The sequence below is a fragment of the Thalassobacter sp. genome (assembly GCF_982993085.1).
The window spans coordinates 1-8,150 of record NZ_CEZFMW010000141.1 but is presented as its reverse complement, the minus strand read 5'-3'; the positions used below and the strand labels follow the sequence as shown (position 1 = coordinate 8,150).

General features: G+C 52.6%; 8 protein-coding genes, 1 tRNA gene and 1 pseudogene. 3 read left to right on the top strand and 7 right to left on the bottom strand.

Annotated features, from left to right (window positions below; translation table 11 throughout):
• Window positions 1-93: pseudogene (locus AC4GMC_RS16225) on the bottom strand (diaminopimelate epimerase); the annotation flags it as partial.
• A 107-nt stretch (window positions 94-200) separates the two neighbouring features.
• Between AC4GMC_RS16225 and AC4GMC_RS16220 the strand changes: the two are divergent.
• Both AC4GMC_RS16220 and AC4GMC_RS16215 read left to right on the top strand, forming a co-directional pair.
• A tRNA-Lys gene (locus AC4GMC_RS16220) sits at window positions 201-276 on the top strand.
• A gap of 1,002 nt (window positions 277-1,278) precedes the next feature.
• A complete protein-coding gene (locus tag AC4GMC_RS16215) occupies window positions 1,279-2,007 on the top strand; it encodes a competence protein CoiA (RefSeq protein WP_487876245.1) in 729 nt (242 codons plus the stop codon).
• 158 nt (window positions 2,008-2,165) lie between these two features.
• Here AC4GMC_RS16215 and AC4GMC_RS16210 read toward each other — a convergent pair whose 3' ends face one another.
• The 4 genes from AC4GMC_RS16210 to AC4GMC_RS16195 all read right to left on the bottom strand — a co-directional run bounded on the left by AC4GMC_RS16210 (window position 2,166) and on the right by AC4GMC_RS16195 (window position 5,980).
• Complete coding sequence (locus AC4GMC_RS16210) at window positions 2,166-3,326, bottom strand: hypothetical protein (protein ID WP_487876244.1); 1,161 nt, start codon at window positions 3,324-3,326, stop codon at window positions 2,166-2,168.
• 408 nt (window positions 3,327-3,734) lie between these two features.
• Window positions 3,735-3,947, bottom strand: a complete 213-nt coding sequence (locus AC4GMC_RS16205) for a helix-turn-helix transcriptional regulator (RefSeq protein WP_487876243.1) — start codon at window positions 3,945-3,947, stop codon at window positions 3,735-3,737.
• A 57-nt stretch (window positions 3,948-4,004) separates the two neighbouring features.
• Window positions 4,005-4,799 (bottom strand): hypothetical protein, encoded by a 795-nt coding sequence (locus AC4GMC_RS16200; RefSeq protein ID WP_487876242.1) that lies wholly within the window; start codon window positions 4,797-4,799, stop codon window positions 4,005-4,007.
• The gene (locus tag AC4GMC_RS16195; RefSeq protein ID WP_487876241.1) at window positions 4,796-5,980 is read right to left on the bottom strand and encodes a site-specific integrase; all 1,185 of its coding nucleotides are present in this window, start codon (window positions 5,978-5,980) and stop codon (window positions 4,796-4,798) included. Before AC4GMC_RS16195 ends, AC4GMC_RS16200 begins: the two co-directional genes overlap by 4 nt.
• Window positions 5,981-6,632: 652 nt before the next feature.
• On the opposite strand from AC4GMC_RS16195, the gene AC4GMC_RS16190 reads away from it, so the two are divergent.
• The gene (locus AC4GMC_RS16190) at window positions 6,633-7,259 is read left to right on the top strand and encodes a hypothetical protein (RefSeq protein ID WP_487876240.1); all 627 of its coding nucleotides are present in this window, start codon (window positions 6,633-6,635) and stop codon (window positions 7,257-7,259) included.
• Between the two features lie 112 nt (window positions 7,260-7,371).
• On the opposite strand, the gene AC4GMC_RS16185 is transcribed toward AC4GMC_RS16190, so the two are convergent.
• Both AC4GMC_RS16185 and AC4GMC_RS16180 read right to left on the bottom strand, forming a co-directional pair.
• Window positions 7,372-7,764 (bottom strand): hypothetical protein, encoded by a 393-nt coding sequence (locus AC4GMC_RS16185; RefSeq protein WP_487876239.1) that lies wholly within the window; start codon window positions 7,762-7,764, stop codon window positions 7,372-7,374.
• The gene (locus AC4GMC_RS16180) at window positions 7,761-8,087 is read right to left on the bottom strand and encodes a site-specific recombinase (RefSeq protein WP_487878974.1); all 327 of its coding nucleotides are present in this window, start codon (window positions 8,085-8,087) and stop codon (window positions 7,761-7,763) included. The genes AC4GMC_RS16185 and AC4GMC_RS16180 overlap by 4 nt, the downstream gene beginning before the upstream one ends.
• Between the last annotated feature and the right edge of the window lie 63 nt (window positions 8,088-8,150).

Genomic DNA, 8,150 nt, shown 5'->3' with positions numbered 1-8,150 from the left:
ACCAGTGGCGCGTTCATCGATCACGACGAAGTCATTGCCCAGCCCATGCATCTTCATGAAGGGCAGGCCATTAGGGAAAGAAGTGGACTGCATGGCGCGGCGTATACGCCTGTCGTGAACCTTTTGCTAGCCATGGGCAAAAAAGGTGATGATTCCGGGTTGACCACTGCGGGAGTGCCGGATAGCTACCCCGCCAGTGAGGGCCGTTAGCTCAGTTGGTAGAGCAGCTGACTTTTAATCAGCGGGTCACAGGTTCGAATCCTGTACGGCTCACCACTTTTAACATATAAGTCAGAGACTTAGGGCGAGTGACATCTTGGGCGATGTCGTGTCCATTTTGTTGTGGAAGCGCTGTGGAAGCAGTTTTTGTGTTGCGTTCCAGGCACAGGCGTGTCGATGGGGAACGCTCAGGCCTGAAATGGCGATCCTGGAATACTGACAGGTGAACACCGGAAAACTACTGTTGAAGTTCGAGGACAGGCCACGCGGGACCACCTTGACCGCACTAGTCATAGCCGTGGAACTGAGAAAAGTACTCCACGCAGCAAAGATTCTCCGTCAGCATCAATCTGGCATACTGCTTCAAATCGAGCATTGCCTAACTCGTGAAGTGTATCATTTGGCAGGCTTTCCATAATGCTATCTCGCTCTTGCTCTGTTGGCGCTTCGCAAACGGACCATGCATTGGCAAACCAAGATGGCACATTTTGGGAGATGCCTATGTACCTTCTATCGCGATTCTCAACGCTCAAAGAACGTAAGAACTTGGGTCCACTGCCGGTGGAAGTTTCAGGAACATCAGCGTTTAAAACGATGCCGCGTAGTCCGCTATCGAACGATACGTAGTAGGCTCCATGCGGTAGATCCGGCATACTGAAAATGCCCAAGCGATTATATTCGTAAAGTAAGAGTCCAATGTATCCGATAAGGCTAACGATTAATATTCGACTGACCCACCTCAACATCGCACCCTCCAGATGTCTGCAAGTAGCAAGTCTAACAAATATCAAAGTGACATTCGAGCTGAAAAAGTGGTGCAGCCGCAACACTGGCGAGCGTCACGTTCTCAGATCTTAGCGCCCCGAGCGCGCCGTGCTGTTATCTCGCTGAATACCAATATCAACCACTGACAACGCGCGCCTATTCTGGGAATTTCTCGCTGAAATAATCCATGCCTCATGGCAAATACCAAGCTTGGTCATATCGAACTTCAAATCTACCACCACTAAATGCGTTAGAGGTCTTGTGTCATATCACTAAGACAACCATTTCTTGCGAATGAAGTATGCACGATCCGGCCAAGAAAGAATCCAAGCGACACGAAGAGCACGTGGAAACTGTCCAGCTTGCGATGCTGAAATGATTGCACGTTGCGGACCAAAGAGGGTTAATCACTGGGCTCACAAGGGACGTCAGCATTGTGATCATTGGTGGGAGCCAGAGACACGCTGGCACCGCAAATGGAAGAATGAGTTTCCAATCGGTTGGCAAGAAACTGTTCATAAAGACGAAAATGGAGAGCGCCATATAGCCGACTTGACCACACCGAGCGGGCTAGTCATTGAGTTTCAGCATTCCCCAATTAAACTTCAAGAAATCAAAAAACGAACCTCTTTCTACAAGCGGATAATCTGGGTAATAGATGGTACGCGCCGAAAAAAAGATGAGAACCGTTTCTCTTATAATTGGGGGCCGATAACATCAGAACGCAGCGTAAAGGATATTGAAGTACTCGCGAAGCGTGCACCTTATCATGGACTTCTTGCGGAGTGGGCCTGGATTGATCAGACTATCGTTTTCGACTTCAACCAATGGAAAGAGCCAGAGAGAGAGGCGCAAAAGAATTTGTGGATAATCCATAGTCATCAGCATAAAAATGCAAAGCTCGCTTATCAAATTTCACGCGCAGAATTCGTAAGTTTTATCCTTTTAGATCAGACAGTACCTAATTTTAGTTATACAAATGGCCCTGCAAAGCTGGACTGGCCTGATAGACCTATAGGCTAATCCTTAGCCTAAGCAAAAATCCTCGGTTCGGATAATGCTCGCCATTGGTTTTGGCTTCCATACTTCCGAAGAATAGTTATTGTGGTGCCGATTAAAAAATTATCTCATGAAGCAATATGGTTGCGCCGTGAGAATGAGACAAATGGTGTTCCGGTTAGTCAACCAGTGATACCATACTTCGCCCTAGCGGTCTCCAGCTTCTGGGTGGCGCGTTCAGGGTGGCGGTCAATCTCACGCCTGATGTGGTCGGCTGTACCTGCGATGAAGGCTTGTAGCTGATCTGCACCTACCCCGTGTAAACCCGCGCGCGCGACCATACAGCCAGAGACTTGGGCAAGGAGTGTTTCATCGGTCACTGCCCTGCAAATCTCGCGAATGTCGTCGGGATCGGCCATGCTTCCCAGATCGTCAAAGTCGTCATCCAGCGCGGTACGCGCTGCGATCCAGATCGGATGGTCGGGCCAACGGGAGCGGTTTGTGTCAGATGTCGGGAGTGTGAACCGCACCTCATCGAACGCCGTCTCTAAAATCTCAGGCAATCGAGCTTTGAGGTTGCCCCAGGTGGTAACACCCCAACGGTCTTTCAGGTGTCGCTTGAACGCCCGCACCTCAATCCGCCACACTTCACTTTGCGCACGATCTTCAATCACAAGCGGTGCGTATCCGGCCCTCTGCATCGCATCGTTCCAAATGTTCAGCCAATACGGCTTTTTCTTAGCGATGATCTCTGCCCGTTTGTCATAGAGGATCACTTGCCGGCCTGGGTTCTTACCGACTGTGATCGTCTCAACTCGACCCGACTTGCCATCCACAGATATAGATTGGTCCGCATGTTCGCGCACTTTGGTACGGGAGTGCGTCACAAAATGGTCTCTCTGAGGCCGCAGGTCCGGGACGAAGAAATCGAAGGCAAAATCGACACGCCCGATGCTCTCAGAACCGGGTTCGTAGTTTAGCTCTAACCGTTCCAACTTATTCTCAACGTCAGCGCGGACCTGTTGCAGGCCGTACAATGCAAGCGGAAGCGCACCGCAGGAGACCCGAACACCCCATTCATCACCGTTGTCACGCGGATGCTTAAAGAACCAAGTTTCACCCATAGGCGTACCCATTTCCGTGCTGCACCGATAGGTATATCCCCCGCGTGCACCTGTCTGCGAGACCACCATGGTCACCCCATTGTGCTTGAAAGTCCCCACGTCCTGCTGGGCCAGTTTGCTTTGCTCTTGGGCTTCGAGCAGCTTAGCCACGACCACATCGTTCACCACCAAAGGGAAGGCGATATCAAGGCCATCAAATCCTTTTCTTATTAATTTCATTTATCTTTTTCCTATATCTGTATTTCTAGAGGGGGGTGTTACAAAGACCCCCCTTTTTGCGGTATCACCGCGCGCGCCCACGCGGGCTGGCGCCCGCCGCACCCGCGCAGTGCTCCAGGCAAGAAAGCTTCAGACTGTCTAAGCGCGCTCCGGCTTCAACGAAGCGAAGGGCGGCGGTGGTCGGCGGAGATGCAATGTCAGGGGCTGTAAACAGCAGTAGTTGGCGCCTTGCAGCAACCGCAGCGAAAAGCCCTCCTGTCTCTGCGCTCTGCGTTAGTCCCTCCGGAACTGAGACTTGAACGTGGTCACTCCCCCAACAACCGGCGCGGCCATTCGCTGAGAATGGGGTGGCGCGTAGTCTTGAGCGGTGCGCCCTTGCGGTATCGCGGCTTTTCTTTGCGGGCCGGGTCATTGAGAGGTGTGCGCCCTACGCCGCGCCTCCACCCACGCCAGGACATCCGTTTGGTGATACCGGACGGATTGCCCGAACTTGTGAAAGGCAGGCCCATGACCTGTCATGCGCCACTTTTGGATTGTCCGAACAGATTGACAAATTAAGTCCGCTACCTGTTTCTCGGTCAAAAAGCGCGGATTGGCTCGGTTCAAAGTTTCTATGTTCATAGCTTCCTCATCAGTGTGTTCACTGCGGATTGGCTACGATAGGATACGTGGATTAAGCTAGCGATCCCGCTTGTTGAAACTCTCCAAGAAAATTGAAGCGTTTTGCATGTTACTGACAGGAATGGATTTTTCTCGCACCCGCCTGCTGACAGAGCGGATTTGAGCAGACGACACATCGGCGAAAGCAACACTCACAACATCGACACAGAAGCGTGCGGCTTCAGACAGTGGCGCATCGTCTATGTGCCAGTCCAAGGTAAATGGCGCGCCTGTGCCATTCACGTAGGCTTGGTAAGCCGCAAAGAGGAACAGCTCCAAGTTCGCATCGGCGGGCCGACCGCTTTGGCCTCTTGCTACCCTTTCAGCGGTTTCGAGATAGCAATCAAGCTTCGCTGACACCTCGGACAATTCTTCGATCAAGGAAAGTCCTTCGCGGTTCGTTTGCGTTATCGTCTTGAAAGACGTCAAAGACATCTCCCGTAAGCTCTTGAAGCCGCCGGATTGCAGAAGATCCACGTTTGACTTTAGCTTCTGACAGGCACTTGCGCGTTCAACTAGAAAACGGGTTTCGAGCCCAAGAGTGTCTAATTGACTGTCGAGCTTCTTAATAGTGCGTCGCAAGGCACCAAGCTCTTTCCGAGCCTCTGGGTAGCTTTTTTCGAAACTTTTAGCGTTTGCAGCAAAGTTCAAAGTAAGTCGTAGCACCGGAGTAAGCGCATCTGAAAAATTATATCTTCGAGCTATCGGAGAAAAAACACCCGTCGTGAAGGGTTGCTCAGGATCCGCCCCAGCATCAGCCATCATTTGAACGAACTGGATTAAAGTGTCTCTATTTGTCTGATCGTCGCTCACTTAATCACCCGCAGATGGTTCTTCGGTTTAGGCGCACCAAGGCTTGCAAAAATAGCCGCACTGTTTTCTTCAGCGGCGGCGCGGACAGGATCATCGGCGAGATGCGCATAGCGCAGGGTTGTTTGTAACTGTGTGTGTCCCAAGAGCCGTCCTACCATTTGTATCGGCATTCCACCGGACACCGCTATCGAGGCAAAGGTGTGGCGCAAATCGTGAATTCTAACGTCATCAAAACCAGCGAGCCCGCGGATGCGTCGCCATGGGCGCTGCATTTCAGTGATGTGGGAATTCGGTAGCTTGCCTTCGATGATATACGGGTGGCCCACGGTGCGCGGGAGGGCATCAAGGACCGCACGGGCAGCGGCAGCCAGGGGAACGCACCGCTTGCCCACTTTGCTATCGGGCAGCTCCAGCCCGCGCTCGGTCACATACTCCCACTTAGCCGTCTGGATCTCACCCAACCGACATCCTGTCAGAAGCAGTAAACGAAATGCTGCTATAACATGGGGCGTCTCGGAGCCATCCTCTTCACACCTCCTGAGGATATGACCAAGGTGCTGGATCTCATCAGTCGTCAAATACCGCTCTAGCTTGTTCTCTTTGTACTTTGGGACATGGCGGCACGGGTTTGTCCCGTCAGGGCGCAGGCCCCAAAGCTCTGCAAGATTGAACATCTTGGACAGGACCGAGAGCATCCGGTTCGCTTGGATCGGTGTGTCGCGGTGGCGGTAGTGCAGGTTGGCAATGTCTTTGCGCAGTACCTCGGTGACTTTGAACGTACCAAGTGCAGGTCGGATCATGCGGCGGATCGTCGAAGAATAATCCTTGGCGGTGGATGGCTTCACATGCACCGCGACATGCACATCGAGGAAACGGTCGCAGAGGTCAGAGACCGTGGGCGCAATCCGCTCAATCGCAATCTGTTCGACGGGATCATAGCCACCTGCGACCTGTCCCAACATCTCTCGCGCTTGATCACGCGCTTGCTCAACCGACACGACGCCGAAGCGACCCAATGAGGCGCGACGGGTTCGAGCACCTTTTCGATACTGAACTTGAAACGTCTTGGTGCCGGAGGGCATGACACGCACACCAAACCCGACGACGAGCGAATCCCACATGAAGTAAGATGTGGTTAGGGGCTGAAGCGCCGAAACGACGCGTTTTGTGATCTTGGGCAAATCTATTTCTCCAAATGATGCCCGAAACCATGGAAGCATAGTGGTCGCAGGCGGATGAAAACCGTGGAGTAAGAGATAGAAAGCCGTCGTGATCTCCGTCAAGAATAACAAAGCAAATACAGTAATTTAGCGCACACAAGAGTAAGCCAGAGAAGTCTAAAAACGCGGCTTTTAATCAGCGGGTCACAGGTTCGAATCCTGTACGGCCCGCCACAAACTATTCGCAAACCCGAGACGAGGTCCCTGATGGGGCCTTTTTTCTTTTTATTTCAAAGGGGTTTAGCGAGGCCATCCGACTTTCAGAGACTGGCATTTGGGCTCCAATCGGTCTCCGAACTCCCCGCGTCTCTTTCCACCCGCCCTTCACCCAAATCGAGACGCATTCAAAAATGGTTTTCTTTTCAGGTGCTTGCCGAAAATAGGTTGCGCCGCAGTTGAAGCAGGTTCGACCGCTATCGAAACGGTCAGAGACACCCGAAGGCGGCGTGGTAGAGCGCAGTGACGCGCAATGCGGCGTGCCATCCAGTGCATCGTTCTCGAGCAAGGCCATCGGCAAAACAGCTGGTTATAAGTACGGAAAGAAATCAGAGGCATTGAGCATTAATGTTGCCACAGCTAACTTGATACTCCTTGGTTCAGGAAGGAAATCGCCTTGTCAGACTTCTTAAACGGGATTGTTACCCTTGTTGGATTGCTCCTCGGCTTTGCGGGCGTTGCGCTCACATTCATCACCTTCTTTGCGCCTGAAGTGATCCAATGGTTGGCACTGAAGAACCCAAAAAGCTGGGTGACGGTTCCATCTCGGGGCGTGGAGAATAAGACATACCGTCATAGAATCTATTCTGGTTTCACAATGGAGGTGGATTTATCCGAGCCAGTTTCTGATGGTGATTTTCTTGAGCCATGGATGCTGGCGCTCCACCGCCCAGATCCTTCGGCGACTTCCTACTATGTCACTCTTTTTTTCAATGGCTTGCCCATGGACCGTATGCTGTTCTTGCAATACGACGGCAGCCGGAACTTCATTCCGGTTCCCCTAATGACACGTGTTGGCGACAAGCTTTATGCGTCATTCACCACCAAGCAGAGGCAGTTTGCCGATATTGTGGGTTACGACTATTTTGAGAGGTCGTTTGAAGAGGTTGCGGCAGAAATAACTAAATCTCGACATAATCCACACTTTCTATCTTTTCCAGATACGGACCTAAAGGAGCGCCTAACAAGGCTTCAGGATGGAATTGACACAATGAAATCAAGGATTTCTAAGACGAAGAATTGAAGCGTGTGCCGAAATCCATGTTCGCCACACCACGCTTGCACTTACGATGGTGCCTTTTCGTGATATGAAGAGGGCATGACGGGCTCGTCAGTTAGAGGAGATCATCCGTTGGCTATAGATTGTTCGCATATACCCGAGCCAACTGCTCCTGCCAAACCTCCCCAGCCAGAAAACACAGGTCATATAAGCTGACCGCTGATACCTCGCGCATGCACGTTAGTCGTTTCAGCACATCCGGTGCGAGATATGCCAACCTTAGTTGCCGACTGACATGCCGTTCTGCCAGCCCGACGGCTTCGGCCAGTTCTTGGATGGTTGCGAACTCGCCAGCTTCCATCCGACGCCGCCAGCCCCATGCGCGGCCTATGGCGCGGAGAATGTGCGGGTCCTGCGCTTGATCCTCGCTCGGTCTATAGTCGGCGGGCGGTAGGATTTTGGGCCGCCCGTTCTTCTTGCGCACTTGAAGAGGGATCAGCACGCGGATCGTGTCGTCGGGCTTTGTCATTCCGCCGCCTCCATCCCGCGAGGGGCAACCATCTGGCGGATGAGGCCCGCGATCCCTTCGCGCCTGATGTCGACCTCGAGCCCTGCGGCGGTGACGGTGACGCGCCGGACTAGAAGCTGGATGATGCGGGCTTGCTCTGCCGGGAAGAGTTGCGCCCAAAGCGCGCTGAACTCATGCAATGCCGCGATGGTGTCCGCCTCTGAAACTGCAGCCTGTTCCTTTTTCAGGGCCACCAGCACTTGCGACACCACCTCTGGCGTTTGCAGGATGCGTCGAACTTCGGTCACGACCGCATCCTCGACCATTCCAGCGGCGAGCCGCATTGGCGCGGTGTCTAGCCCCCAATTTCAGTGCCACTAATTTTGGATTTCTCTAATAAGGTTTCT

Excerpts from the sequence above, each read along its gene's own strand:
- AC4GMC_RS16210 (WP_487876244.1), bottom strand. The coding sequence starts at position 3,326 with ATGAAATTAATAAGAAAAGGATTTGATGGCCTTGATATCGCCTTCCCT.
- AC4GMC_RS16215 (WP_487876245.1), top strand. The coding sequence starts at position 1,279 with ATGAAGTATGCACGATCCGGCCAAGAAAGAATCCAAGCGACACGAAGA.
- AC4GMC_RS16205 (WP_487876243.1), bottom strand. The coding sequence starts at position 3,947 with ATGAACATAGAAACTTTGAACCGAGCCAATCCGCGCTTTTTGACCGAG.
- AC4GMC_RS16185 (WP_487876239.1), bottom strand. The coding sequence starts at position 7,764 with ATGACAAAGCCCGACGACACGATCCGCGTGCTGATCCCTCTTCAAGTG.
- AC4GMC_RS16180 (WP_487878974.1), bottom strand. The coding sequence starts at position 8,087 with ATGCGGCTCGCCGCTGGAATGGTCGAGGATGCGGTCGTGACCGAAGTT.